This is a genomic window from Sheuella amnicola, from assembly GCF_010499255.1.
GTDB classification, from domain to species: Bacteria; Pseudomonadota; Gammaproteobacteria; order Burkholderiales; family Burkholderiaceae_B; genus Zwartia; species Zwartia amnicola.
The window spans coordinates 128,834-153,238 of sequence record NZ_JAAGRN010000001.1; the positions used below are offsets into that span (position 1 = coordinate 128,834).

At 50.9% G+C, this 24,405-nt stretch carries 20 protein-coding genes; 14 read left to right on the forward strand and 6 right to left on the reverse strand.

The features are described 5' to 3' along the window. Nucleotides 1-38 precede the first annotated feature (38 nt). The 5 genes from G3I67_RS00655 to G3I67_RS00675 all read left to right on the forward strand — a co-directional run bounded on the left by G3I67_RS00655 (nucleotide 39) and on the right by G3I67_RS00675 (nucleotide 6,343). Nucleotides 39-1,238: a DesA family fatty acid desaturase gene (locus G3I67_RS00655; RefSeq protein ID WP_163651063.1), complete on the forward strand. Its 1,200-nt coding sequence runs from the start codon at nucleotides 39-41 to the stop codon at nucleotides 1,236-1,238. Further along, nucleotides 1,235-3,556, forward strand: coding sequence for a UvrD-helicase domain-containing protein (locus G3I67_RS00660; protein ID WP_163651064.1), 2,322 nt, complete (start codon nucleotides 1,235-1,237; stop codon nucleotides 3,554-3,556). The genes G3I67_RS00655 and G3I67_RS00660 overlap by 4 nt, the downstream gene beginning before the upstream one ends. Further along, nucleotides 3,556-4,206: a DNA oxidative demethylase AlkB gene (alkB, locus tag G3I67_RS00665; protein WP_163651065.1), complete on the forward strand. Its 651-nt coding sequence runs from the start codon at nucleotides 3,556-3,558 to the stop codon at nucleotides 4,204-4,206. Before G3I67_RS00660 ends, alkB begins: the two co-directional genes overlap by 1 nt. Nucleotides 4,207-4,340: 134 nt before the next feature. Next, the gene (locus tag G3I67_RS00670) at nucleotides 4,341-5,108 is read left to right on the forward strand and encodes a 4'-phosphopantetheinyl transferase family protein (RefSeq protein WP_163651066.1); all 768 of its coding nucleotides are present in this window, start codon (nucleotides 4,341-4,343) and stop codon (nucleotides 5,106-5,108) included. After that, nucleotides 5,105-6,343 carry an MFS transporter gene (locus tag G3I67_RS00675; protein ID WP_163651067.1) on the forward strand — a complete coding sequence of 413 codons (1,239 nt, stop codon included), beginning with the start codon at nucleotides 5,105-5,107 and terminating at the stop codon, nucleotides 6,341-6,343. The genes G3I67_RS00670 and G3I67_RS00675 overlap by 4 nt, the downstream gene beginning before the upstream one ends. A 32-nt stretch (nucleotides 6,344-6,375) precedes the next feature. Here G3I67_RS00675 and G3I67_RS00680 read toward each other — a convergent pair whose 3' ends face one another. The 4 genes from G3I67_RS00680 to G3I67_RS00695 all read right to left on the reverse strand — a co-directional run bounded on the left by G3I67_RS00680 (nucleotide 6,376) and on the right by G3I67_RS00695 (nucleotide 13,445). Further along, nucleotides 6,376-7,326, reverse strand: a complete 951-nt coding sequence (locus G3I67_RS00680; RefSeq protein ID WP_163651068.1) for a hypothetical protein — start codon at nucleotides 7,324-7,326, stop codon at nucleotides 6,376-6,378. 212 nt (nucleotides 7,327-7,538) lie between these two features. Further along, nucleotides 7,539-9,152, reverse strand: a complete 1,614-nt coding sequence (locus G3I67_RS00685) for an efflux transporter outer membrane subunit (protein ID WP_203583499.1) — start codon at nucleotides 9,150-9,152, stop codon at nucleotides 7,539-7,541. After that, complete coding sequence (locus G3I67_RS00690; protein ID WP_163651069.1) at nucleotides 9,142-12,258, reverse strand: efflux RND transporter permease subunit; 3,117 nt, start codon at nucleotides 12,256-12,258, stop codon at nucleotides 9,142-9,144. The genes G3I67_RS00685 and G3I67_RS00690 overlap by 11 nt, the downstream gene beginning before the upstream one ends. Continuing rightward, on the reverse strand, nucleotides 12,258-13,445 hold the full coding sequence (locus tag G3I67_RS00695) for an efflux RND transporter periplasmic adaptor subunit (protein ID WP_163651070.1): 1,188 nt from the start codon (nucleotides 13,443-13,445) through the stop codon (nucleotides 12,258-12,260). The genes G3I67_RS00690 and G3I67_RS00695 overlap by 1 nt, the downstream gene beginning before the upstream one ends. Before the next feature lie 264 nt (nucleotides 13,446-13,709). Here G3I67_RS00695 and G3I67_RS00700 point away from each other — a divergent pair, with 264 nt between their 5' ends. The 7 genes from G3I67_RS00700 to pdxH all read left to right on the forward strand — a co-directional run bounded on the left by G3I67_RS00700 (nucleotide 13,710) and on the right by pdxH (nucleotide 20,884). Then, nucleotides 13,710-15,449, forward strand: coding sequence for an acetolactate synthase catalytic subunit (locus tag G3I67_RS00700; RefSeq protein ID WP_163651071.1), 1,740 nt, complete (start codon nucleotides 13,710-13,712; stop codon nucleotides 15,447-15,449). Further along, nucleotides 15,449-16,489 (forward strand): zinc-dependent alcohol dehydrogenase, encoded by a 1,041-nt coding sequence (locus G3I67_RS00705; protein ID WP_163651072.1) that lies wholly within the window; start codon nucleotides 15,449-15,451, stop codon nucleotides 16,487-16,489. The genes G3I67_RS00700 and G3I67_RS00705 overlap by 1 nt, the downstream gene beginning before the upstream one ends. A gap of 58 nt (nucleotides 16,490-16,547) precedes the next feature. Continuing rightward, the gene (locus tag G3I67_RS00710) at nucleotides 16,548-17,336 is read left to right on the forward strand and encodes an SDR family oxidoreductase (protein ID WP_203583500.1); all 789 of its coding nucleotides are present in this window, start codon (nucleotides 16,548-16,550) and stop codon (nucleotides 17,334-17,336) included. Nucleotides 17,337-17,392: 56 nt separating this feature from the next. Then, nucleotides 17,393-18,355 (forward strand): Bug family tripartite tricarboxylate transporter substrate binding protein, encoded by a 963-nt coding sequence (locus G3I67_RS00715; protein ID WP_163651073.1) that lies wholly within the window; start codon nucleotides 17,393-17,395, stop codon nucleotides 18,353-18,355. 110 nt (nucleotides 18,356-18,465) lie between these two features. Continuing rightward, complete coding sequence (locus G3I67_RS00720) at nucleotides 18,466-19,866, forward strand: aspartate ammonia-lyase (protein WP_163651074.1); 1,401 nt, start codon at nucleotides 18,466-18,468, stop codon at nucleotides 19,864-19,866. A gap of 20 nt (nucleotides 19,867-19,886) precedes the next feature. Continuing rightward, nucleotides 19,887-20,204: a DMT family transporter gene (locus G3I67_RS00725; RefSeq protein WP_163651075.1), complete on the forward strand. Its 318-nt coding sequence runs from the start codon at nucleotides 19,887-19,889 to the stop codon at nucleotides 20,202-20,204. A 35-nt stretch (nucleotides 20,205-20,239) separates the two neighbouring features. Then, nucleotides 20,240-20,884 carry a pyridoxamine 5'-phosphate oxidase gene (gene pdxH / locus G3I67_RS00730; RefSeq protein WP_163651076.1) on the forward strand — a complete coding sequence of 215 codons (645 nt, stop codon included), beginning with the start codon at nucleotides 20,240-20,242 and terminating at the stop codon, nucleotides 20,882-20,884. A 13-nt stretch (nucleotides 20,885-20,897) separates the two neighbouring features. On the opposite strand, the gene G3I67_RS00735 is transcribed toward pdxH, so the two are convergent. Continuing rightward, a complete protein-coding gene (locus G3I67_RS00735) occupies nucleotides 20,898-21,797 on the reverse strand; it encodes a LysR family transcriptional regulator (protein WP_163651077.1) in 900 nt (299 codons plus the stop codon). Between the two features lie 145 nt (nucleotides 21,798-21,942). Here G3I67_RS00735 and G3I67_RS00740 point away from each other — a divergent pair, with 145 nt between their 5' ends. Both G3I67_RS00740 and G3I67_RS00745 read left to right on the forward strand, forming a co-directional pair. Then, nucleotides 21,943-22,536, forward strand: a complete 594-nt coding sequence (locus G3I67_RS00740) for an FMN-dependent NADH-azoreductase (protein WP_163651078.1) — start codon at nucleotides 21,943-21,945, stop codon at nucleotides 22,534-22,536. Between the two features lie 19 nt (nucleotides 22,537-22,555). Beyond that, entirely contained in the window at nucleotides 22,556-23,440 is an 885-nt protein-coding gene (locus tag G3I67_RS00745; RefSeq protein WP_163651079.1) for a pirin family protein, read from the forward strand. 22 nt (nucleotides 23,441-23,462) lie between these two features. Here G3I67_RS00745 and G3I67_RS00750 read toward each other — a convergent pair whose 3' ends face one another. Continuing rightward, complete coding sequence (locus G3I67_RS00750; protein WP_163651080.1) at nucleotides 23,463-24,404, reverse strand: hydroxymethylglutaryl-CoA lyase; 942 nt, start codon at nucleotides 24,402-24,404, stop codon at nucleotides 23,463-23,465. Nucleotide 24,405: the final 1 nt, after the last annotated feature.

A 24,405-nucleotide genomic window follows, 5' to 3' on the forward strand; every position in this document is an offset into this window, starting at 1 on the left:
TCCTGCACTGTTAATGATATTGCGGGTTTTCTGAACATATGAATGAAATCATCTCCTTTGCCGCCGGCGGTTTACTTCAGGCCTCTTGGTGGCAGGTTGTTGTATTTACCCTCGTGATGACTCACATCACGATCGCGGCAGTGACAATCTTTCTGCATCGCAGTCAGGCGCACCGCGGGTTGGATCTTCACCCTGTAGTGATGCATTTCTTCAGATTCTGGCTCTGGATGACAACCGGGATGGTGACCAAAGAGTGGGTGTCCATTCATCGCAAGCATCACGCCCGTTGTGAGCGTGAAGGCGATCCGCACTCTCCGATGATCTACGGTATTGGTAAAGTCATGTTCAGCGGTGCCGAACTTTACCGTCATGAATCAAAAAACGCTGAAACCCTTTCAAAGTTCGGTCATGGCACTCCTGATGACTGGATCGAGCGCAACATCTATACCCGTTACAGCGCGCGCGGCATTTTGCTGATGCTGATTATCGATTTGGCGTTGTTTGGTGCGATTGGTTTGACGATCTGGGCAGTTCAGATGGCATGGATTCCTTTCTGGGCCGCAGGCGTGGTGAACGGAATTGGTCATTATTGGGGCTATCGTAACTTTGCATCCCCTGACACCAGCACAAACGTGTTTCCGATCGGCATCCTGATTGGTGGAGAAGAGCTCCACAATAATCATCATGCCTATGGCACCTCTGCCAAGTTTTCGAGCAAATGGTACGAGTTGGATATTGGCTGGTTATACATCCTCGGTCTTAGGGCAGTTGGTTTGGCCAAAATCAAAAAAGTTGCGCCTCGCGTGCGACTTGAGGCAACAGGTAAAAAAGGCATTGATCACAGAACATTGCAAGGTGTCATCGCCCATCGCTATGAAATTCTGGCTCGTTACACGGGCATCATGAAAAACGCCTGCAAGGCCGAACTTGATCGATTAAAGGTTGCCAACAAAACCGATAAGGCAGAAGCGTTGGCTGCGGCGACGCATTGGCTCGGTCGTGGTGAAGAAAACCTCGCTCCCGCAGAGCGCGCCCGAATCGAACAGGCAATTGCTCAAAACCAGTCACTCTCGACACTGGTGCAAATGCGTCATGATCTCGTTAAGCTCTGGGATAGTTCAACTGCATCAAGCGAACAGTTGCTTCACGAACTGCAAAGCTGGTGTCAGCGTGCGCAACAAAGCGGTATAGCCAGTCTCGAGGAGTTCGCTCAGCGTTTACGCCGCTATGCGGCATGATCGACAAGCTCAATACACCGCAGCGTGAAGCTGTTACTCTGGCACCTCAGCACGCATTAGTGCTTGCAGGTGCCGGCAGCGGGAAGACCCGGGTGCTGACAACCCGGATGGCATGGTTAATCCAGACCGGACAAGTCAGCCCGCTTGGGATCTTGGCAGTTACTTTTACTAATAAAGCCGCGCGGGAAATGCTTGCCCGTGTCTCGGGCATTCTGCCAATCGATATTCGTGGGATGTGGATTGGTACATTTCATGGTTTGTGCAATCGGATGCTGCGTGCGCATCATCGAGATGCATCATTGCCCCAGGCATTTCAAATACTGGATACCGCGGATCAGTTATCTGCAATCAAGCGTTTGCTTAAAGCAAACGGTATCGATGACGACAAGTATCCTGCACGCGATGTACAGCGTTTCATCAATGGTGCGAAAGAAGAGGGCCTGAGACCATCCGCTGTTGAAGCCTACGATAGTTTTCGTCGCCGGATGATCGAAATCTACGAACTTTATGAAGCACAGTGCGCCCGGGAAGGGGTGGTCGACTTTCCGGAATTGTTGCTTCGCTCTTACGAGTTGCTATCGCGTAATGAGCCGGTTCGATCGCACTATCAGCGCCGATTCAAGCACATTTTGATTGATGAGTTTCAGGATACGAACACACTGCAGTACAAGTGGCTGACATTGTTGGCTGGTGGCGGTGCGAGCCTATTTGCCGTGGGTGACGACGATCAGTCCATTTACGCATTTCGTGGCGCCAACGTCGGAAATATGGCTGATTTCGAAAGAGATTACGCTCGAGGGACTGTCATTCGTCTCGAACAGAATTACCGGTCTTATGGACATATCCTGGATGCAGCCAATGCGCTGATCACTCACAATAGCAGTCGCTTGGGTAAGAACCTCTGGACCGAACAAGGTGCGGGCGAACAGATTCGCGTGGTTGAACAGCCCAGCGACAGCCTTGAAGCTAGATGGCTGGTTGATGAGGTTCGAGGTTTGATTTCGGATGGTCACAATCGCAGTCAGATTGCCGTCCTTTATCGAAGTAACGCACAATCACGTGTCATCGAGCATGCCCTAAATAGCTCGGGTGTTCCTTACAAGGTTTACGGTGGCTTGCGCTTTTTTGAGCGACAGGAAATCAAACATGCTTTGGCCTATTTGCGGCTAATGGCAAACATCGATGATGACACCTCATTCATGCGGGTTGTGAATTTTCCTCCGAGAGGAATCGGTGCGCGAACCTTGGAAATCCTGAGCGATCAGGCTCAGTCATTCAATACAAGCCTTGCACAGGCTGTTGCGCGCGTTCCCGGCAAGGGCGGCTCCAATCTTGCGCAGTTCGTCATGAAAATTGTGCAGATGGGACATGAAACCCGGTCCTTGCCTTTGCCTGAACTTGTCGATCATGTGATTGCACACAGCGGTTTAATCGAGCATTACAACCAGGACAGGGAAGGTGCGGACAGGGTTGAAAACCTGAACGAACTGGTCAATGCTGCAGCCGCTTTTGCAATTGAAGCTGATATGAGTGGCCTGCCTGCGGGCGTCATTGTGAACAGAGTTCGTCAGACAGTCGGTGATCCTCTCGATATTGAAACGATGGACGACGCGGACCAGATCGCGATAGATCCGATGCAAGAGGGATTTGATGGGCTATCGCCTTTGATGGCCTTTCTATCTCATGCTGCTCTTGAGGCGGGAGATAACCAGGCCCAAGCCGGACAGGATGCTGTTCAGTTGATGACCGTGCACGCAGCAAAAGGACTTGAGTTCGACGCAGTATTCATCACAGGAATGGAAGAAGGACTGTTTCCTCATGAAAATAGCGCAAGCGATCCATCAGGTCTCGAAGAAGAGCGTCGGTTGATGTATGTCGCGATCACGCGTGCGCGCGAGCGGTTGTATTTCAGTCTTGCGCAAAGCCGCATGTTGCATGGCCAGACACGCTATGCAATGCGTTCGCGCTTTTTGTCCGAGGTCCCGGATGAGCACTTGAAGTGGATTACTCCCAAGCAGGGATTCAGCGAAACAGAACCAAGGTGGAAGGGAGCATTGCATTCGGGTGCGGATGCGTTTGGTCGACCCTCTACCGGTCGAATGACGCCGCTTCCAGCTCGATCAGTTACTTCAGGGGTCACAGTAGGATCTCAACAGTTTCGAGTGGGCCAGGGTGTAAAACACGCGCGCTTTGGCGAGGGAACCATCATTGGCTTATCAGGCAGCGGCTTAGAAGCGCAAGCCCAGATTCAGTTTCGCGAAGTTGGCCTTAAAACCCTTGCGCTCGGCGTGGCCAAGCTGGACATCACACAAAGCTGATGAGCGATCTTTTTTCGGACGCAAATCATGCGCAGCCGGGAGTCGAGATACTGGATTCGGGAGTTGTACTGTTGCATGGGTTTGCCTTGCAACAGTCCGAAGCCCTGAAAAGGGAAATCAACAAAATTGATCAACAATCACCTTATCGTCAGTTGACCACACCCGGTGGACTCAAAATGTCTGTCACGACGACCAGTTGCGGTGATTTGGGGTGGCATAGCGATGAATATGGTTATCGCTATGTCCGCCGTGATCCGATATCGGATCTCCCTTGGCCAAAAATGCCGGATTCATTTTTACAATTAGCCAGTTGCGCCGCGGCAAAAGCGGGATTCGATCATTACAAACCGGATGCATGCCTGATTAACCGCTATATGCCTGGCAACAAAATGTCGTTGCATCAAGATAAGAACGAACTGGATTTCTCAGCTCCAATCGTCTCGGTATCTCTTGGTTTGCCTGCTGTTTTCATGTTTGGAGGACTGAGGCGATCCGACCCGGTAAGCAAATTGCTTTTGCACCATGGTGATGTGCTGGTCTGGGGCGGTCCGGCTAGATTGAGGTTTCATGGTGTCATGTCGCTTGGGCAGGGGCATGATCCCGCATGGGGAAGTCAACGAATCAATCTGACTTTCAGAAAAGCAGGATAGATCAGTAATTGAATTTATCTTGTGTGATGATCACCGGAAGATCTGGCTGTAGGCTTGCCGTGCTGATCCAGACCGTTGGCTATAATCGATAAAATTTCAAAACCATCGATTTTTACACTAGCTCATTAGCTGAAATGGCGCTTTTCAATTACAGGGTCGAATATTCGCGTCAGTCCTACACTGGCGAAATGACTCTGGCTGCTTCTTCCGAACCCTATCAGTGGTTAAGCACTCAATCACCAACCTATCTCAATCCAGCAGAGCAGCGCATGCTGGACGGTATGACGTCTGATCGCAGAAGAGAAAGCTATCTGCGTGGACGCTGGGCGGCAAAAAGCGCATTGATTTCAGCCTTCGGGGGTAATGCTGTCCAGTGGGCCATATTGCCAGGGGTGTTTGGCCAGCCCATTGCCCAATTTCTCGAGCGGTCTCATCCTCCGGTGACGTTGTCGATTAGCCATTCCGATTCGGGTGCGCTCGCGTTGGTCGCTCCTGCAGCCTGGCCTGCAGCGGTCGATTGCGAAGCGATCTCGGAGCGCAATCTGGATGCGATCGAGTCTCAACTCACTCGTGATGAAAGGCAAAGTGCCCTCAATCAGTCTGAAGTCGCGTACATCGCTGCCCTGACCATGATGTGGTCATTGAAGGAATCCGCCTCGAAAATACTTGGCGGAGGTTTGGCAATTGATTTGGGGGCATTGGAACTGACGGATTGTGTCTTTTCGGACAACGCGGAATTAAAAGCCAAATTTTTGAAAATGGCCCATTTACAGGGCGTTGCGCGCACCCGAAATACCTGTGTGTCATCCGTAGTCTTCCCGGAATCAAGTAAGATCAATAACCTGATCGCTCCTTTATTAGTCCGCGAAACTGAAATACTTTCCGGCGACTTAATACCTTGAACTTATTTGGCCTGCTGATAATTGGACTTGGCGCTTCGCTTGCGCCTTTGGATTTTTCCGTCAATATTGCTTTTCCCGCAATTACCGATGCTTTTGGTATTGCGACTCAGGATATTCGCTGGATTGCTCTGTGTTACGTCGTAACGTATGGCAGCCTTGTGATCTGGTTTGGTGCGATTGGAGATCGGGTCGGTCATTTGAAGGTATTTCGCTGGGGGTTGATTCTGGCGGCAGTATCAACCGTTCTCTGTGCCTTATCCCCGACTTATCCCTGGCTTGTGGTTGCTCGGATTTTGCAAGGTGTGGCGATGGCATTACTGTTGTCGTGTTCCCCTGCATTAATTATCGCGATGTTTCCAGCGGATCAACGCACCCGTGCCTTGTCGGTTTATGGTGGCTTGACGGCATTGTCGGGAGTGATGGCACCGGTGATCGGAGGTTACTGCATTGAATGGATGGGATGGGCCGGCGTTTTCTGGTTTCGTATTCCTATCGCTTTAGTGGCTTTATTTTCCTTGCCTTTGATTCATGCACATTTCAGGCAGCCAAGGTTCGCTCGTTCATCCGTCGAAGTATCCAGATCGACTTTGGTGATTCTCTTTGATGTGTTCAAAAATGGTCAGAATTTTGGCTGGATCAATCTGGCCAATGTCATCATTCAATTGTGCAGCTTTAGTGTTCCACTTATTCTTCCTTATTATCTAACGCGCGTTGCCTTGTGGAGTCCGACTGAAACCGGAGGTGTTTTGGCCATTTGGGCAAGCGGGACTTTGATCGGTTCTTTTTTTGCAGGCTTGGTTATCAAAAGACTGGGTGTTCATCAGACTGCATTTATGTCCGCCTGGCTGAGCATCCTGGGCCTAGTATTTGTCGCGTTCTGGACTGCACAGGTCTCTTTGCCTGTCATGCTTATCAGCATCATGATGCAGGGCATTGGACTTGGATTGTTTCAAGTCGCCTATACGGATTGGGTCGTGGCCGAGCTGCCGATCACCTCGCGCGGCGTTGCCGGCAGTTTGACGGTGTTGACGCGTACTCTGGGCATCATTACCGGAGCTTTGTTGTGGTTATGGGTGCTTGACCATGGCCAGATGCTGGGCCTACAGGATGGGCTCAGTCCAAAGCAGGCTTTTATGAATGGATTCCGACAACTATACTTGGTCGCCATCCTGATTGCAGGTGGTTTTTTTGCCGCGAGCGGTTTCCGTTTCTGGAAACGCGATTCCAGACAATGACGGCATTGTCGTTCAGAAATCCTCCAATCATATTAAATGTCTTCGTCTTGGTGCTTTAACCAGCGCTTGAGTCCTGCATTGCTTTCTATTTCCGTCATGTCTTCTTTTAGTCCGATGATGTCGCTCTGTAAATCTCGCTGTTTTTTGGTCAGATGCGATTTGAGGGCCGATTCGGTAATTGATACGGCAGACGGCAAGACAAATTCCGCAACGGTTTCAAATTCCAGATCCCTGATTTCTTGTTGGAGTGCTGAGATTCTTTGCTCGATCAAACCGGTCAGGGCATAGATATTATTTCGGGCAAGTGTCGCTGCAATCTGGTTCTGCGTCATGTCGGCCTTGATTTGCAACTGCAGCAGAGAAAATAAATCCCCTCGACCATAGGCAGTGTTGGCTTGGCTCATCAGATCAGTTTTGCGTTTTTTAGTTTCCGGATCACTTTCGCGGTCAGGATGCAAAACGCTGGCGAGTTGCCGATATAGTGTCCTCAAGCTTGCCTGAATATCGATATCGCCTTGATCGAATTCGGGCGCGTTTTGATCCGATTTTTTGTTTTTGCGTTTTTGTCTTCTTTCTTTAGCCTTTGCCTTGGCTTCAGCCTGTTTTCGCATGCGTTCGATGCTTGCGTGAAGTACGTCATCGATATTGTCGAACTCGTCTTCTTCGTCTAGCGATTCGCCCATCATCCGTTCAAAATAAGCCTGTGCCTCGGCAGCCTGAGCCTTTTCGATTTCGGTGAGCGTTTCCTCGCTATATTTATCGTGCAATGCCCGCATATCGGCGTCACCTTGCATGGCGAACTCTTTTGCTGTTCTGCAGATAATTCGTTGAACCATACGCTGTTGTTTGGCGCTTAATCCTCCTTCGGATAAGCGTTTGTCCAGCATCATTGTAATGGCGCGCTTCAGGCCGGATTTACGATTTTGTAATGGACGCAGCACACCCCAGTAGGCGACACGATGCGTGTCAACCAGCGTGCGCATCGCGGCCAGTTTGTGTGCCAGATTTTGTGCCTGTTCTACAAGATCGGCAAACGTCCCCTGATCAGCCGGTAAATCCGGCGGGGTTTCGAATAGAGTGACTAATGGCGTATTAATGATAAGAAAACCGGTTTAATTAAGACAACCGGTTATTTTACTTGTCTTCAGCCTGAAGATGCCACGCGCGTCTTCAGTGAAATCAGGTCCTTTTGTCTTTAGTCCTGGTTCTGGGCAACATTCAGGTCGAATGGCAAGGGATTGGTATCAGGTACCTTTGCTTCCGGACCATTCCACCATCCGCCACCTAGTGCCTGAAAGAGCGCGGCAGAATCCCCCAGGCGATTCGCCTGAGCCTGTGTTGAGTTTAGTAGTGCTTGCTGATATGTTTGTTGGGCATTAATCAATGCTAAACGATCGAGATAACCATTCGCATGCTGCCGTTGAGTTAGGTCGTAAGCGCGTTTTGACGACACTGTCAGGTCGTCTGCCACTTCAACCGCACGTGTATCGGCTTCGATTGCGTGAAGCGTGTCAGCCACGTTCTGGAATGCTGTCAGCACGGTGGATCGATATTGTGCCGCCGCTTGTTTCATTGTCTCGCTCGCGGCGAATTCTCGTGCCTTGAGGGTGCCACCATCGAAAATCGGTTGTGCGATACCAAGAACCAAATCGAAGAACATTCCGCTACTGCTCCAGAACATCTGGTTGAAGTTCGCGGCAGTGCCTCCCAGTGATCCATTGATGAGAATCTGAGGCAGACGAGCCGCACGCGCCACACCAATCTGGGCGTTTGCGGCGCGAAGCTGTTCCTCAGCGACTTTGACGTCAGGTCTTTGTTCGACCAATCGGGCAGGCAAGGTGAGGGGAAGCTCTCGCGGAAGCTTCAGCTCATCCAAAGCGAAACCAGGTATTGGCTTGTCTTGCGTCAGTCCGGCCAGAACGCGCAGCAGGTCGCGATTCTGTTCGAATTGTTTTTGCAACGGCGGTAACTGTTGACGAACTTGTCCAAGTGCACTTTGTTGCATGGATAGCTCAAGTTGCGAGGCGAAGCCGGCGTTTTTCTGGCGCTGCACCAGTACGACTGCAGCTTGATTGGCGTCGATCATATCTTTTGTGATCGCGATCTGCTGTCTGAGCATGGCGTCCTGAATCGCTGCGGCCACAATATTGGTGGCCAGCGTCACATAAGCTGCTTGCAGTTGATATTTTTGAGCATTGGCAAGCGCCTGCGTCGACTCGACCGCCCGCCGGTTCGCACCGAATACATCCGGCACAAAACCCACCGTTAACTGAGCAGTTTGAAAGTTATAAATCGTCGCGCCGTTGTAGGGAGGGGTGCCGCCTTCGCTTGCAGGTGTTCCTTGATAGCCGCTGATTACGGATCCATCTCCCTGAATTCCAGGCGCATTCGAGCTCAGGTTGCCGGGAAGCTTGGTACGAGACGGGGTATAGCCGGCGCCAATTGTCGGATAGAAAAAGCCTTGCTGAGCCGCCACATTTTGCTGCGCCGCATTTAATGCGCGCTGTGCAACCTCAATTGTCGGATTTGCCTTGAACGCATCTTCGATTAGCGTATTGAGCTTTGGGGATTGGAAAAGTGTCCACCAATCGTTGCGGATATCGGCTTCAATGGCAAATTTTTGAGCTGTGATACTGGACGTTTTAGATGATTGGCCGGACTCTGACTGAGCTGTGACCGAGCCAACGGCGTAACCGCTGGACTCGGCAAGTTTAGGGCGGGCATAGTCCGGACCTACGGCACAACCCGCTAACGTCATACACACCAGTACAGTTGTGAGTTTGGGCGAGCTGGCAAATTTATTGATCATGACTGTCAGCCTCCTCGGAGAAATTGCCGAACAATTTCAGAGCGGCTGGCAAAATTAAAAGCATGAAAATTGTTCCGGTGAGAATGCCGCCCACAATCACGCAAGCAAAAGGGCGATTCGTCTCACTTCCAATACCCTGGGACAGCGCAGCAGGAAGCAATCCAAGTCCTGCCATCAGGGCCGTCATCAAAATCGGACGCAGTCGCGAGACCGCCCCCTCCAAAATCGCATTGGCCGATGTTTCGCCATCGCGTAGCCTGAGCAGGACTTCCTCAGCCATGATGACGCTGTTTTGAACTGAAATTCCCGCAACAGCAATAAAGCCGACAGCAGCGGATACCGAAAGGTTCAGTCCGCCTAATGCCAGTGCGGCAAGTCCGCCAATCAGGGTGAAGGGAAGCATGCCGATCACCAGGCTAGCAAGCCTGATCGAACGGAAGGCCCAGAACAGTAGCGAGAAGATCAATAAAACCGTCAAAGGAATAATCACCATCAATCTCTTGGCGGCTCGTTGCGAATTCTCGAACTGGCCCCCCCAGCTTAGTTGGTAGCCGGGAGGTAGCTTGACTTGCTCAGCGACTTTTTTCTGAGCTTCGGCAACAAAGCTGCCTTGATCCCGACCGATCAGATTGACTTTGACGATGACGATGCGTGAACCAGCTTCCCGAAGAATCCGTGATGCGCCCTCGCGAACTTCGATATTTGCAACTTCACCAAGAGAAATGGTGCCTGTGCCGTTACCGACCTGTGTACCGGGTAGATCAAGTTGAAGGTTCGCAATCGCATCAATGCTATTGCGATGTTGGGGATCCATGCGCACAACGACATCAAAACGTTTGTCTGCATCGTAAAAGCCAGTGACCGATGCACCTGACATGGCCTGGGTCACCAGAGCACTGACATCCGCGATCGAGATGCCATAACGGGCCAGTTTTGCACGATCAGGGATCACGACGATTTCCGATTGGCCTCCGATTTTTGATGCTTCGACGTCTGTTGCGCCGCGAATGCCCTGAATGACCGATACGACTTGAGCTGCTTTTTCTTCAAGGATTTCAAGCTTATTGCCGGTAATCTTGGCGACGATTTCGCCCCTGAATCCCGATAAGGATTCTTCGACGTTGTCCTGTATCACCTGAGAAAAATTGGTCGAGATTCCGGGAATGACAGACAGCGCCTTTGACATGCTGCTGACAAGTTGCTCTTTGTTATCGAAACGCCATTGATCTCTTGGTTTCAGATCGATCAGGTTTTCAAGATTGTTGGGACCCTTGGGGTCGGATCCATCATCCGGGCGTCCAACCTGGGATATAAACCGCGACACTTCCGGATATTCGAGAAGTTTGGCTCTGACCAGACGTTCTACCTCTTTAGTATTTTCAAGCGATGATGATGTGGGCAAGGTGATGCTGAGCCAAATATTGCCTTCATCCAGCTTGGGCATAAATTCGCTACCCATGCGCGTGGCCAAGGCGAAAGTCACGACGACCGGGATGCTTGAATAAAGTATCGCCTTCTTCGCATTGGCCATCACGTAGATCACAATCTGACGATAGCGATCCTGCAGACTGTCGAGCCAGGGCTTGTGTTTTTCAACCAAGGGTTTCCATTGCACGACATAGGCAAGCAGGGTGGGTAGCAGTGTGAATGTGAGCAGTACAGCGCCGATCAGGGCGAATGTCAGAGTCAGTGCAACCGGTGTAAAAATCTTTCCTTCTACCCGCTGAAAGGTAAAGATCGGTACGAATGCCAGAATGATGATTGCCTTGGAAAACAGCACAGGGCGAGACATATCTGAAAGGGTTCTGTGCAAGGCATGCATGCGCTGACTGGCTGCGGCTCTGGGTGACGCCTCACTCGAACCTGTATGCATGAGGCGAACCATGAGCGCTTCGACGATGACCACCGCACTGTCGATGATGATGCCGAAATCGACCGCCCCCAATGAAATCAGGTTGGCTGAGACACCAAGTGAATTCATCAGGATAAAAGCGAAAAGCAGGGCGAGCGGAATGACCGCGGCCACCACCATGGCAGCAATCCAGCTGGACAGAAACAACACCAGCACAGCAAAAACGAGCAAGGCACCGACGATCAGATTGTGAATCACTGTTGAAACAGTATGCGAAACCAGTTCGGTTCTATCGTAAATCGGGGTGATTTTTACGCCCTCAGGCAGTTTGTGCTGCAATTGTTCAATACGCTCTTTGAGCGCTGCGTTTATTTTTGATGGATTGCCGCCTTTTGTCATCGAGACAACACCTTCAATCACGCTGTCCTGATTGTCCACTGCGACGATGCCGTAACGCGGGCGTTCGGATTCGGTGACTTTGGCGACATCGCCAACAGTAATCGACTGGCCTTGACGGGCCGCGATGACGACCTTGCGAATGTCGTCCAGACTGTTGAACAGACCTGATGAGCGCACAACCAGTGAGGCGTCGCCAAGGCGAACCATTCCGCCACCTGCGGTGCTGTTGCCGTTGCCTATCGCCTGGCTCAGTTGACTCAGGGTGATCTGGTATTTGCGCAAGGCCAAAGGATCCACATTGATATGGAACTCTTTGATGGCTCCGCCAAAACTGACAATATCGGCAACGCCGGGAGTCATTCTCAAGGCGGGGCGGACAACCCAGTCCTGAATAGTCCTGATTTCGGTATCGTTGTATCCGGGAGCGACAATAGAGTAGCGATAGACTTCACCCACTGCTGTCGACAAAGGGGCGAGTTGAGGTTGCACGCCTGTTGGCAGAGAGACTGTCGACAGCTTCTCCATTGTTTGCTGTCTGGCGAAGTAATTATCTGTTCCCTCGGCAAAAGTCAGCGTGACAATCGACAGACCGGTCATGGTGACAGATCGGATGTTTGTCAGATTCGGAATGCCAGCCACCTCACGCTCAATCGGTAAGGTCACTGTCCGTTCCATGTCTTCGGGAGCCTGGCCTGAGAGCTGGGAAATCACCCTGACTTGAACGTCTTGCACATCGGGAAACGCTTCGATAGGTAGATTCGATAACGCATAGCCCCCAAAACCGATCAGCGCGGCCACCAGGACGAGCACAAACACGCGTTGTGTCATCGCAAAAACAATGAGACGGTCAATCATTATTTTTCGCCGGCGCGTGAAATCAGTTCTGCATCGAGAAGCAGGGCACCTTTGGTGACAACCCGCTCATCGCCCTTAAGTCCTTCGCCCACATAGCTGAAGTCGATGCCGCGTTTGAGCAGCTTGACTTGCCTCAGACTGAATTCGCCCGGCTTGTTTTCGACAAAGACATAGGTGTAAATGCCGCGAATAATCAGTGACTCGTTGGGTACGCGTACGCCTTGTCCACTGTTTTGCAGAACGGCCGCACGCACGAACATTTCGGGCAGCAATTTACCTTCCTGATTGTCGATGCGCGCAAGCACAGTGGCGCGACGCGTATTCGGGTTGATTACCTGACCCAGTTGCGTCACTTTGGCTTTAAAAATTTGTTCAGGGTAGGCATCGCTCGTCACGGAGACGTCACTACCAATTTTGATTTGACCCAGATAAGTTTCAGGCAGGTCAATATAAAGCCAGAGTCGCTTGGGGTCTGTCACCACGAACAGCGGCGAGGTCATCCCGGGACTTACTTCTTGTGCTGCCGAGGCATTGCGTTCGGTGACGACGCCATTCATGGGGCTCGCCATGATGACTTTCTGACCGATGATCTTCAGGTCATGCGGGTTCAGGTTTTTAAGACGCTGTTCGGCTCTAGCTGTTTCGGCTTGGGCCTGGGCATAATCTGCCTGAATCGATTCATAATCCCGGTTCGAGATGGCTTCCCCCGGTACAAGATCCTTGGCCCTTTTAAGTGCAAGTTGTTTGCGCTTTTCATCAGCACGGGCTTTAGTCACATCTGCTTGCGCCAAACCGAAGTCCGGCGAGTCGATGACTGCCAGAACTTGCCCAGTTTTAACGATATCGCCCGGGGCGGCCTTGATTTCGAGTATGCGGCCTGAAAAACTGGGGGTGAGACGGGCTGTGACATCGTCGTCATAGGATATACGGGCACTCAGTTCATCTGCCATCGGAATGGACGAAAGCGGAATGTCCTGTGACTTGATCAATGCAAGTTGAGGCGCACCAGTCTCATAGCGAAGTGAGCCCGCAGTGATCACTTCTGGGACAGGAGCATTTTGCGCTGACTTGGCCGGGTTGTTTTTCTTGCCGTCTCCGATGAATAGCCAAATGGCAATTAGTATCAGCGCAAGAACGAGCAAAACCAGTGCTTTCTGTTTGCCGTTCAAATTTTTAAGCAGTTGCATAGGACATCTTTAGGCACAGTCGAGTTCACCTGAAAAGTCAGGTTTTAATCCACTGCGGATTCTACAGAGCCATCATGTCTTTTATGCTGATATGAAGGTTACGATTTGGTAATGTTTGAATGAAAAATGGACTACTCATTTAACGCGTGAAAGATTCATTTTGCTGGAGGAAAGATATGTTTTCCACCCGATTTATCTTTTGTGTAATATTGAAGGTAAAAAAGATCTTAAATATCAATAACTAATATTGGGAGACTTCTAAAAATGCGATCGCCAGCAACGGACCGTGCAATTAACCCTCGTGGCCTTCTTTTTGAAAATACGGTTGCCCATCGTATTGCCGCGAGTTTGAAGCGTCATGGAGTCAGCGTTGTTTTCGGGCAAAGCCTTCCATCGATGGTTCATTTGGCTGGTAAAGAGTTTGGGATCAGGCAGATTGCGTATCGTCAAGAAAATACTGGTGGCTACATGGCCGACGGTTATGCGCGCATGAGTGGCAAAGTCGGAGTAGTGACGGCGCAAAACGGACCGGCGGCTGCATTACTCGTGGCTCCTTTAGCCGAAGCTTTAAAAGCATCGATACCCATTGTTGCTCTAGTGCAGGATGTGAGCCGTGATCAGACTGACCGAAACGCATTTCAGGAGCTTGATCATGAATCAATGTTTCGTCCAGTCACCAAATGGGTCAGGCGTGTAATCCATGCTAGTCGGATTGACGATTATGTTGATATGGCTTTTACTGCCGCCACTTCAGGTCGCCCCGGTCCGGCGGTTCTGATGCTGCCTGCTGATCTATTGCTTGAACCATCACCTCCAGTCAAGCTAACGCCACGCACTTCGTCTTTAGGGACGTACCCTCTGGATCGTCAAGCACCTGATTCCGAGATATTGCATCAGGCAGCGGAAATGATTGCAAACGCCGAGCGTCCCGTCGTGATTGCCGGAGGCGGTGTTCATTCATCGGGTGCGGCATCCGAACTGGCTCGATTGCAGGAAATCGCACACTTGCCGATTGCGACCACAGTAATGGGTAAAGGTGCAACGAATGAGCAACATCCCTTGTCTATGGGGGTGGCTTCGTATTTTATGGGTCACAATGGATCAACCAGATTCATGCGTTCGCTCATTACCGAGGCCGATGTCGTGATTTTGGTCGGTAATCGCACAAATCAGAATGGCACGGACTCGTGGCAGTTGTATCCATCCGGCGCTCGATATATTCACATCGATATTGATCCTCAGGAAATCGGTCGCAATTATGATGCCTTGCGTCTTGTCGGTGATGCCCTGTTGACGCTCAAGAAACTGACTGACGAATTAGAGAAAATCAATCTTGTCCGTCGACAGCAGGCCAGGGCGTCGATCGAAAAAACGATTGCGCAAGCAAAGGCGTCGCATGAGGCAGAGGTCGCCGACTTGGTCGGTAGCGATCAGTCTCCAGTTCGACCCGAGAGAGTCATGCGAGAAATCGATCGAAGACTGACCGATGATTCAGTGGTAGTTGCTGATGCGAGCTACTCATCGATCTGGATCGCCAATTACATGGTTTCAAAAAAAGTTGGCGCCCGATTTTTGACCCCACGCGGTCTGGCAGGACTTGGGTGGGGGCTTCCGATGGCAATGGGAGCAAAGACTGCGAAATCAGACAGCACTGTATTCTGTGTTGTCGGTGACGGTGGTTTCGCGCATGCTTGGGCTGAGCTTGAAACTGCAGTCAGAATGAAAATCAAACTGGTTCTGATCGTTTTGAATAATGGCATTCTGGGTTATCAAAAGCACGCCGAAAACATCAAGTTCGGAAACTTTACGGATGCGTGCGAATTTGTTCCTGTCGATCATGCCGCGATTGCCCGTGCTGTCGGTGCCAATGGCATCCGAGTCGAGGATGCCACCAAATTGGGCGCGGCTCTGGACGATGCTGTCAAATCGGAGTGTATGACTGTGATCGACGTTATCACTGATCCGAATGCATTTCCTCCTGTGACTTGGTACGAGGCAAACTAATGCTTGCCGTCAGAAAAACAAGCGCGTCACCAGGGGTTACGCTTGATCATATTCAGGAACCCAAGTCTCCTGAATCGGATCAGGTGCTTATTGAAGTCGAAGCAGCCGGAATTTGCGGATCCGATGTGCATGTTTACGAATGGACCAAGGGCTATGAGTTCATGCAATCAAAGTTACCCGTCACACTTGGGCATGAGTTTTCCGGTCGTATCGTAAAAATCGGATCCAGTGTATCGGGTTTTGAAGAGGGCGATCTTGTCACTGCCATGCCATCTGCAAGTTGTATGCGTTGCAGCGATTGTGTTGGAGGCGCACCTCATTTTTGCCTGCACCGTCAAACAATCGGGTTAACTAAGAACGGTGCATTTGCGCGATTTGTGATCGCACCTTCAATGAGTTGCCTAAAGCTTGCTCCATCAACAAATCCCGTTCTCGCCGCCTTAATCGAACCCTTAGCCGTAGGTGATCACGCTGCAAATGTCGCAGACGTCAAAGCCGGAGACACCGTTGTTGTCTTGGGTCCGGGCACGATTGGACAGTCCATCATCTGCGCCGCGAAATGGCGGGGTGCCTCTCGCATTATTGTCGTTGGTATGAATGACGCATCTCGGTTGGCGATTGCTCATGCGATGGGTGCAACGCATTCGATTGATCTATCGGCGAATATTGACTTAACCGCGCAAATCAAAGACATCAATAATGGACGATTAGTCGATATCGTGATTGAAGCAACCGGCCATGCCTCTAGCGTGCAGACAGGGCTGGATGTGCTCAAGCGTGGCGGCGTGCTGGTATGCGCGGGCATTCATTCGATCCCTGCGAGTTTTGATTTGACTAGTCTTGTTCGAAATAGTCAGCAGATTCGAGGCGCACATTCTTCGCGCAGAAGATCATGGGAGATCATTGCTGATCGTCTTTCGCGTGATCCTGATGTATTCAAACCGATGGTTTCGATAGAACTTGGATTAAAGGATGCTGTGATGGGGTTTGAGAAATGTCTCACACGCGAGGTATCCAAAGTCATATTGCGCCCGAATTAGTCATCGACTGATTTTCCAAATGCATTGATTCATTAGCTTATGAAATGACGGATTGAATGTGACAACATCTACACAAACTCTGAAACACTCCTGCGAGGGGAGAACGGCTATCGTTACCGGAGCGCGTCGCGGTATTGGTTTTTCGGTTGCACAACGCTTATTCAATGAAGGCGCGCAAGTCGTGCTGTTTGATCTGGATCAGACCGAAACCACTCAGGCCGCGATGCGACTCGATCCGAGCGGAAACGATGTTCTTGCCTGCTGCGGTGATGTGCGAAAAAAATCCGATGTTCAGGCAATGGTTCAGGCGGCCCTGGACAAATTCGGTCGGATTGATATTTTGATTAACAACGCAGGCATTTCACCCAAGCACAATGGATTGCGCGCCAGTATCCAAAGCATGGATGAATCTGAATGGCGGGATGTGATCGATGTCAATTTGACTGGCGCTTTTCTTTGTTCTCAGGCTGTCATTGAACCCATGAAATCCCGGAAATGGGGAAGGATCGTTAACATTTCTTCCCAAGCTGCCAGAACTGCTTCGACAATCGCAGGGGCACATTACGCAGCTTCAAAGGCTGGGTTGCTTGCTTTGGCCAGAGCACTTGCCGGAGAAGTCGGAGCGGATGGGATCACCGTAAATTGCATCGCACCGGGAAGAATTATGACCCCCATGGCGGCTGTTGCGGGCGATCAGGCCAATTCAGCTTATTTATCCAGAATTCCCGTCAATCGTCTCGGTTTGCCTGATGATGTTGCCGGTGCAATTTCCTACCTTGTGTCGCAGGATGCGGGTTTTGTGACAGGGGCGATCATAGATGTGAATGGTGGCGCATTTATGGGATGATATTAAGGTGGCATTCGCATGTAGGTATTCATTAAAAAAATCCAAGAGAGAGACATATGAAACATCTATCAGCATTAGTCGCAGGTCTAACGATTACGACAGCATGTGCTTTTGCCCAGGCTGCGTATCCTGATCAGGAGATTCAACTGGTCGTTAATTATGGTGCCGGTGGAGTGACTGACGTCGGTACGCGCTTGCTTGCGAAGGCGCTCGAAAAGCAATTGAAAAAACCAGTTATCGTCGCCAATAAGCCTGGAGCTCAGGCAACGTTGGGACCTGCCTTTGTGGCACGATCCAAGCCTGATGGTTATACGGTGGGCGTTGTGACGTATGCCTCGATTGCGATGGTGCCGCATTTGATCGAAGTACCTTACTCGATAGAGGATTTCGATTATGTCGGCGCTTTTGGACGTTACCGTTACGGCCTTGTTGTCAATGCGAATTCCCCTTATAAGACGGTTGCCGAATTTGTCGATGCGGCCAAGAAATCACCAAAACCTTTTTTCTTCGGTGTGCCCGGTGCGCCGAACAATATCGCTTTCTTCGAATTAGCCAAACTGAGCGGTGCAAAGTTTGAACAGGTACTGTATAAGTCTGGCACTGAAAGTGTCTCTGCCGTTGCAAGCGATCATGTGGCAGCGACCGTTCAGACTCCTTCTGAAATAATTCCTCAAATCGATTCGGGTCGCGTTCGCCTGCTGGCCTCTGTCAGTCCTGAGCGTTGGTCCGATAAGCCGGATGTTCCAACTATGAAAGAAGCCGGTTTTGATGTGTCGATCAACTCATGGATGGGATTGGCCTTGCCCAAAGGTACTCCTCAGGACGTACGCAAACGTCTGGAAGCTGCCTTGGCTGATGCCATGAAAGATCCTGAGTTGACTGATGGGTTAAAAAAAATGGGCATTGATCCGGTCTGGATGTCCGGACAGGCTTACAAGAACAAGATTATTCAAGGTTACAAGGACATGCGACCTCAGTTGGAAATGACTGGGCAACCACTGGTTAAGTTCAAGCCCTGATTTTTTGTAAAAATTATTACGGCACGTGCAGAAATAGCATGTGCCGTAATCTTTTTCTGGCATGATTGAGCTAAGCTCGACGTTAAACTTTCCTTGCTTGAGGTCATGACATGTCACGTATCGAAAAAGATTTTCTCGGTGAAAAGCACATCCCGGATAATGCGTATTACGGTGTTCAGACGCAACGCGGTAAAGACAACTTTCATATCACCGGCACACCGATGTCATCCGAACCATTTTTCGTGATTGCATTCGGATATGTCAAAAAAGCTGCTGCAATGGCCAATCGCGATCTGGGTGTGTTGGATCGCACCATTGCCGATGCCATCATTTACGCTTGCGATCAACTGATCGACGGCAGATATCGTGATCAGTTCGTCACCGACTTCATTCAGGGCGGGGCCGGCACCTCGACCAATATGAACGCCAATGAAGTCATCGCCAACATTGCGCTTGAAAAGCTTGGCCATCAAAAGGGCGATTATCAGTACATTAACCCTAATGATCATGTGAATTTCGGTCAATCGACCAACGATGTCTATCCGACTGCGTTTAGACTTGCGTTGATTTTGCGGCTGACCAATTATATGAATGCGCTGGCCGCGCTAAAACAATCCTTTTATGCCAAGGCGCTTGAGTTCGATCAGGTGCTAAAAATGGCCAGAACCCACCTTCAGGATGCCGTGCCCATGTCTTTGGGGCAGGAGTTTCACGGATGGGGCACGACGATTGGCGAAGAAATTGAACGCATATCCGAGGTGCGTCAGTTTTTGCACGAGATCAACCTAGGTGCCACTGCGATCGGTACTCGCGTCACTGCCGCGCCGGGCTACCCCGAGTTGGCCACAAAATACCTGTCTGAGTTGACCGGTGAAAAATTCATTCTTGCCGGGGATTTGATTGAAGCGACCTCCGATACAGGTGCATATGTTTTGTTATCGGGTGTCCTGAAGCGCACATCGTCCAAACTCACCAAGATTTGTAATGATTTGCGTTTGCTGTCTTCCGGACCGCGCTGTGGATTCAATGAAATCAATCTACCCCAGATGCAGCCCGGATCGTCCATCATGCCCGGCAAAGTGAACCCCGTCATCCCCGAGGTCGTGAACCAGACAGGGTTTTTGGTGATTGGCCTGGACCTGACTGTCACATTAGCTGCATCGGCCGGTCAACTCCAGCTTAACGTCATGGAGCCTGTCATCACCTATGCGTTGTTCACGTCCATCTCGACGATGGAAAACGCGATCAACAGTTTGCGCGTGAATTGTATTGATGGCATCACTGCCAATGCGAATCACACCCGCGATATGGTGCTTAATTCATTGGGCATCATTACTGTGCTTAAACCGACGCTGGGCTATAAACAATGCGCCGAGATCGCACGTGAAGGGTACGAAACCGGCAAATCCTTGCATGATATCGTTGTCAAAGAGCGCAAATTATTGACGCAGGACAAGTGGGATGAGGTGTTTTCCTTCGAAAATCTGATTCATACCAAATTCGAAAAATAAACTTTCACTGGAAATTCAAGATGGCTTGGGTGTATCTTTTATTGGCCGGATTATGCGAAGTTGGTTGGCCGCTGGGTCTGAAGATGGCCCAGCACGAAGAAAGCAGGGTGACGGGCGTGATCTTCGCAGTATTCAGTATCTTGCTCAGCGGCTTTTTGCTTTGGCTTGCCCAAAGGGACATACCGCTAGGCACTTCATACGCGATCTGGACGGGGATTGGAGCGGCCGGCACGTTTCTGATCGGTGTGCTTTTTTATGGTGATCCGGCTAGCATGGGACGCTATCTGGGCATCCTTCTGATTATTGCTGGAGTTGCCACACTGAAGTTGGCTCACTGATAACGATATTGATTTTGAAATATAGGTTCTAAAACATGACCAGCACCACACCATTATCCGATCTGCGTAAAAATTACGAAAAAGGTTCTCTCGAAGAAGATCAGGTGGCAAGCGAGCCGCTCAAGCAGTTTCAACTCTGGCTTGACGAGGCTTTTAAGCACAAGATTCCCGAGCCCAATGCCATGACGCTGGCTACTGTGGATCCAACCGGTAGGCCATCGAGCCGCATCGTGCTGATTAAGGGGTGCGATGCGCGCGGACTGGTCTGGTTTACCAATTACCAGAGCCGCAAGGCTAGGGCGCTCGAATCGACCCCATTTGCCGCTTTGCAGTTTCATTGGGTCGAAATGGAGCGCGTGGTTCGAATCGAGGGGCGTGTGGAAAAAGTATCGGCCCAAGAGTCCGACGAATACTACGTCACGCGTCCTCTAGCCAGTCGTATTGGTGCCTGGGCATCGCCTCAAAGCGAGGTGATTCAGGGCAGGGGCTCGATTATCGCTAAGGCGACAGAATATGGCTTGAAATTCGGTCTGAATCCACCCCGCCCTCCTCATTGGGGCGGCTACAGGCTTGTACCCGATTATTGGGAATTCTGGCAGGGCAGATCGTCTCGCCTGCACGACCGGATTGTTTACCGGCTAGTTGGTGACAAGTGGGTGTGCGAGCGTTTGGCTCCCTAGTCGAGCCTGAAGGCTAATTGCCCAGCGCGTCCTTGAGCAATTCGATGAAGGCTAGCGTGCGCTGAGGTAGCAAGCGTTTGCCAGGCGTCATGCACCAAATAGTGACTCGGGGCAATGACCAGTCGGGCAACACCCTAACCAATATCCCTTGTTCGACCAGTTTGGTGGCAAAGTGGTCGGCGAGACCCACGACACCTAGGCCGTGCTTGGCCAGTTCTCTTTGCAAGCCCGGTGAATTGGATGATAAAGGGCCTGTCGGCATGCCTTCCCAAGTGGCTTGCTTTGGTGAGGAAAGCCGCCATGGTACTGGTTCGCCACCACTACTGATCATTCTCAAACATATATGATCATCCAGATCCGTCGGCACGATGGGGGTACCGTGTCGTTTTAGATATGCTGGGCTGGCATAGAGGTGCGTGGTCATATCCGCCAGCTTTCGGGCAATTAGCAAGGCATCGTCCGGAAGCTTGGAAGCGACACGCAAAGCCAGGTCAAATCTTTCGGCAACCAGATCGACCCGTCTGGGTGATAAGTCGAGCTCCAGCCGAACTTCGGGGTATTGACTGGCAAAACGGATCAGAACCTGCGTCAAGTCCAGATCGATAAAGTCGGGCGGCATGGATACACGCAACAGCCCTCTGGGTTGACCTTGTTCATGTTGAGCCAGGTCTGCGGTCGCTTCGGTTTCTTCAAGCAGTCTTCGGGCATGCTCAAGAATGCGTTCACCGAATTCGGTGATTTCTAGTCGACGAGTTGTGCGCACGACAAGCTTTTCACCCAAAGTCGTTTCCAGTTGTGTCATGCGACGCGAAAGGGTTGACTTGGGTAAACCCACACGATCAGCTGTTTTGGCAAAACTGCCCGATTCAATCAGGTGAGCGAAGAGAATGAGATCGTTGGCATCGAGTTTCATATCTGGCAAGTCGTATTAATTATTCCATTAATGAAACAATGATATCCATTTTAATGGATTCTGTCTTTATAAATGAATCAATAGAATGTTGGTTATCGAGACAGTAAAGCTGTCCTGAATAAATTCTTAACCAGAGGACATCAACATGAACATTCTGCAAATTAATACCAGCGCCCGTACCGCCCAGTCGAACTCAACTCAGGTTGCCAATGCCGTTACAGCGCGACTGTTGGCAAAGCATCCCGGATCGTCGGTTGTCGTTAGAGACTTGGCAGCCAACCCCCATCCTGTCCTGGATGAGACCGCATTGGGCGCCTTGTTCACGCCGGCTGATCAACGTACAGCCGAGCAAGCCGCGCGCGTTGCTCTGGATGACGCTTTGATTGCCCAGGTTCAGTCTGTCGACACGATTGTTCTGGGTGTGCCGATGTATAACTTTGCGATTTCGGTGCAGCTCAAAGCCTGGCTTGATGCGATCGCGCGTGCTGGCGTGACCTTTCGCTACACTGATAAAGGTCCCGAAGGTTTACTGAAGAATAAGAAAGTGTATGTTGCCCTTGCGCGTGGTGGTCTGTACCGCGATACGCCTGCCGATTCGCAAGTCCCTTATCTGAAAATGATTTTGGGCTTTTTGGGAATGACGGATGTCACATTCATCTACGCTGAAGGGTTGGCGATGGGGCCAGATTCGGTCACCAAGGCATTTGCTGATGCGGATGCGCAAATAGCAGCTATTTAATGTTTAAGGGGTAAGCGTCATGACGAACACAAACACTCAGGATCGTGCCAGTTTCAGGCAAGTGGAACGTCTCGTGCAAGGTGTGCAGACATCAGATGGTGCCGGTGTTCGTCTGACGCGCGTGTTGACCCAGCATCTCCAAAGGCGCCTGGATCCTTTTTTGATGCTTGATGCGTTCAGAAACGAAAAGCCCGAAGACTACATAGGTGGTTTTCCGGATCATCCGCACCGCGGATTCGAAACGGTCACTTATATGCTGGCCGGTCGCATGCGTCATCACGATAGCGCCGGCAATCAAGGATTGTTGACTCCCGGTAGCGTCCAATGGATGACTGCAGGCAGTGGTTTGATTCACTCTGAATTGCCTGAGCAAGAGCATGGGTTGATGGAAGGGTTTCAGCTCTGGTTGAATCTTCCCGGACGCAACAAGATGTGCAAACCGAGCTATCGGGACATTGCATCGGATACGATTCCGCAATACACCAATAGTGATGGCGTCACGGTGAGAGTCATTGCAGGTGAAAGCCATGGCGTCAAAGGGGCTGTGCAACGACCTGATACCGAGCCGCTCTATCTGGATGTGCATCTGCCGGCCGGAACTAGGTTTGTTCAACCCATACCGGCCAGTCACAATGCGTTCACGTATACCTATCGAGGATCGGTCAATATTGGAGATGTTGCAGTGCCTGATCGCAATATGGCGATTTTGCAAAACAACGGCTCTGATGCGTTATTGGTTGAAGCTTCACAGGACGCGCGCATGCTGATCATCAGCGGGCAACCGCTTGGCGAACCCATTGCCCAATACGGTCCATTCGTCATGAACACCGATGAGCAGATTCAGCAAACATTGCGGGATTACCGTGCTGGAATGTTTGAGGCTGCCATCGTTCAGTCACTCTAGCAGCCGAGTAAGCCGTTTAAGCTTACTTACCGATATCTTTCACATAATCGGGAGCGGGGTGGATCGTATTACGACCTCCCGCCTTGAGTAACTGGCTAGGCACATCGTGTCCGATCAAGCCGGGTAGTTGCGCCGCCACGGCAAGCAGTTTTTTCATGTCGATGCCGGTGTCGTAGCCTTCAAGTTCGAGCATATGCACCATGTCCTCAGTACAGGCGTTGCCGCTGGCACCGGGTGCATACGGACAGCCACCGATGCCGCCAAGCGAGGCATCGAACCGGTCGATGCCGGAGCTAATCGCCACAAGGGTATTAGCGAGCGCCATGGATCGTGTGTTATGAAAATGCAACGTGAATGTAATGTGCGGGAATAGTGCCTTGACGCGCATTGCCATTGATCTGACCTGAGACGGATACGCCATGCCGGTGGTGTCGCATAGCGTGACACGCGATACTCCAAGGGATGCAAAACGATCCAGCCATTGAATCACATTGTCTTCACTGATGTCGCCTTCCATCGGACAGCCGAAGACAGTCGATAACGAAATATTGATTGCGACCGGACTGCCTGAAATGGCTTTGATAACTTGTTCAAGTTGTGCGAATGATTGTTCGCGGGTCATGCGCAAGTTGGCGCGATTGTGGGTTTCGCTTGCCGACATGACCAGATTGGCTTCATCGATCCCGCAAGACAGCGCGCGCTCTGCACCGCGCACGTTGGGAACCAGCACCGTGTATTCCACGCCGGGCACACGCTTGATCTGATGCATGACATCCTCGGCATCGCGCAAGGCGGGAATCGCTTTAGGCGAGGTGAACGAGGTGACTTCGATTTTAGCGAACCCGCATTCGCTCAGAGCGTCGATGACGCGGACTTTATCTTCAGTTGCAATGAATTGCGCTTCATTCTGAAAGCCATCGCGCGTGGCGACTTCTTGCATGTAAATGCGTGGACGTGTAGACATG

Bases quoted from the DNA above. Each gene is read 5' to 3' on its own strand.
- G3I67_RS00725 (WP_163651075.1), top strand. From the start codon at position 19,887: ATGGCTTGGGTGTATCTTTTATTGGCCGGATTATGCGAAGTTGGTTGG.
- G3I67_RS00680 (WP_163651068.1), bottom strand. From the start codon at position 7,326: ATGCGCACGCTGGTTGACACGCATCGTGTCGCCTACTGGGGTGTGCTG.
- G3I67_RS00695 (WP_163651070.1), bottom strand. From the start codon at position 13,445: ATGCAACTGCTTAAAAATTTGAACGGCAAACAGAAAGCACTGGTTTTG.
- pdxH (WP_163651076.1), top strand. From the start codon at position 20,240: ATGACCAGCACCACACCATTATCCGATCTGCGTAAAAATTACGAAAAA.
- G3I67_RS00700 (WP_163651071.1), top strand. From the start codon at position 13,710: ATGCGATCGCCAGCAACGGACCGTGCAATTAACCCTCGTGGCCTTCTT.
- G3I67_RS00660 (WP_163651064.1), top strand. From the start codon at position 1,235: ATGATCGACAAGCTCAATACACCGCAGCGTGAAGCTGTTACTCTGGCA.
- G3I67_RS00655 (WP_163651063.1), top strand. From the start codon at position 39: ATGAATGAAATCATCTCCTTTGCCGCCGGCGGTTTACTTCAGGCCTCT.
- G3I67_RS00745 (WP_163651079.1), top strand. From the start codon at position 22,556: ATGACGAACACAAACACTCAGGATCGTGCCAGTTTCAGGCAAGTGGAA.
- alkB (WP_163651065.1), top strand. From the start codon at position 3,556: ATGAGCGATCTTTTTTCGGACGCAAATCATGCGCAGCCGGGAGTCGAG.
- G3I67_RS00705 (WP_163651072.1), top strand. From the start codon at position 15,449: ATGCTTGCCGTCAGAAAAACAAGCGCGTCACCAGGGGTTACGCTTGAT.
- G3I67_RS00690 (WP_163651069.1), bottom strand. From the start codon at position 12,258: ATGATTGACCGTCTCATTGTTTTTGCGATGACACAACGCGTGTTTGTG.
- G3I67_RS00735 (WP_163651077.1), bottom strand. From the start codon at position 21,797: ATGAAACTCGATGCCAACGATCTCATTCTCTTCGCTCACCTGATTGAA.
- G3I67_RS00750 (WP_163651080.1), bottom strand. From the start codon at position 24,404: ATGTCTACACGTCCACGCATTTACATGCAAGAAGTCGCCACGCGCGAT.
- G3I67_RS00715 (WP_163651073.1), top strand. From the start codon at position 17,393: ATGAAACATCTATCAGCATTAGTCGCAGGTCTAACGATTACGACAGCA.
- G3I67_RS00740 (WP_163651078.1), top strand. From the start codon at position 21,943: ATGAACATTCTGCAAATTAATACCAGCGCCCGTACCGCCCAGTCGAAC.
- G3I67_RS00720 (WP_163651074.1), top strand. From the start codon at position 18,466: ATGTCACGTATCGAAAAAGATTTTCTCGGTGAAAAGCACATCCCGGAT.
- G3I67_RS00670 (WP_163651066.1), top strand. From the start codon at position 4,341: ATGGCGCTTTTCAATTACAGGGTCGAATATTCGCGTCAGTCCTACACT.
- G3I67_RS00685 (WP_203583499.1), bottom strand. From the start codon at position 9,152: ATGATCAATAAATTTGCCAGCTCGCCCAAACTCACAACTGTACTGGTG.